1 protein-coding gene and 1 pseudogene are annotated in these 1,534 nt (G+C 74.1%); both read right to left on the minus strand.

Features of this window, described 5'->3' with window-relative positions; all coding sequences use genetic code 11:
• Positions 1-826, minus strand: a pseudogene (locus GA0115240_RS23560) (ABC transporter ATP-binding protein); the annotation flags it as partial.
• The coding region (locus tag GA0115240_RS23565; RefSeq protein WP_093739386.1) for an ABC transporter permease at positions 802-1,534 on the minus strand (733 nt) is incomplete at its 5' end. The gene GA0115240_RS23565 and the pseudogene GA0115240_RS23560, both read right to left, overlap by 25 nt.

A 1,534-nucleotide genomic window follows, 5' to 3' on the forward strand; every position in this document is an offset into this window, starting at 1 on the left:
CGGGCGCGGGGGTGCCGGGTGCGCGGCGGCCTCCGGCGGGACCACGCCCAGGGCGGCGAGCAGGGTGTCGCGGTACACCTGGAACCGCGGGTCGCGGCGGCTTCGCGGGGTCGGCAGCCCGATGGCCAGGTCCACCGCGATCCGCCCCTCCTCCAGGACCAGTACGCGGTCGGCGAGTTCCACGGCCTCGTCCACGTCGTGGGTGACCAGCAGCACCGCCGGACGGTGCCGCTCGTACAGCTCGCGCAGCAGGCCGTGCATCTTGATCCGGGTCAGCGCGTCCAGCGCGCCGAACGGCTCGTCGGCCAGCAGGAGTTCGGGGTCGCGCACCAGGGCGCGGGCGAGTGCGGCGCGCTGCTGCTCGCCGCCGGACAGCTCGTGCGGCCAGGAGCGCTCCCGCCCGGCCAGGCCCACCTCGGCCAGCGCGGTCCCGCCGCGCTCCCGGGCCAGGGGTCCTCGCACGCCGAGCACCACGTTGTCCAGCACCCGCAGCCACGGCAGCAGCCGGGAGTCCTGGAAGGACAGCGACACCCGGTCGGGGACCCGGAGGCCGCCGGAGCCGGCCACCCCGTGGTCCCAGCCGGGCGATGGCCCGCAGCAGGGTGGATTTCCCGGAGCCGCTGCGGCCGAGCAGCGCGGTGAACTCGCCGCGCTGCACGGTCAGGTCGAGTTCCCGGAGCACCGTGCGGCCGCCGAAACGGCGCACCAGGCGGGTGGTGCGGACGGCGGGGCCGGTACCGTCGCGGACCGGGGTGCCGGTCCCGGGGGCCGGGCCGTCGCCGCGGCCGGGCCTGGTCGCGGTCAGCCCGCCAAGGTGCGTCGCCATGACAGCACCCTCCTCTCGACCGCGCGGACCGTGGCGTCGGAGACGAAGCCGAAGATGCCGTAGGCCACCAGGCCGACGATGATCACATCGGACTGGGCGTACTGCTGGGCCTGGAACATCATGTAGCCGAGGCCGCTGGTGGCGTTGATCTGCTCGACCACGATCAGGCCGAGCCAGGAGGCGGTGACGCCGAGCCGCAGCCCGACGAAGAATCCGGGCAGCGAGCCGGGGGCGACGACCTTGCGCAGGAACTGCCACCGGCTCAGGTCGAGGCTCTCGGCGAGTTCCACATAGCGGCTGTCCAGGCCGGTCAGCGAGGCGTAGGTGTTGATGTAGACGGTCACGGCCACGCCGAGCGCGATCACGGTGACCTTCATCTGCTCGCCGATGCCCAGCCACAAGATCAGCAGCGGCAGCATGGCCAGCGCCGGGATGGCCCGCTTGACCTGAAGGGTGCCGTCGACCAGGTACTCGCCGAGGCGGCTGAGACCGGCCACCACCGCGAGCGCGGCCCCGATGGCCACCCCGAACAGCAGGCCCAGCCCGGCGCGTTGCAGCGAGACCAGCGCGTTGTCCTGGAGCCGGCCGCTCCTGATCAGGTCCAGCGCGGTGGCGGCGACGGTGCCGGGCCCCGACAGGATGCGCGGGTCGAGGTAGTGCAGCGCGGAGGCCGACCACCAGACGCCCACCAGCAGCGCCGGTCCGAGC

Source organism: Streptomyces sp. DvalAA-14, assembly GCF_900091855.1.
Lineage (GTDB): Bacteria > Actinomycetota > Actinomycetes > Streptomycetales > Streptomycetaceae > Actinacidiphila.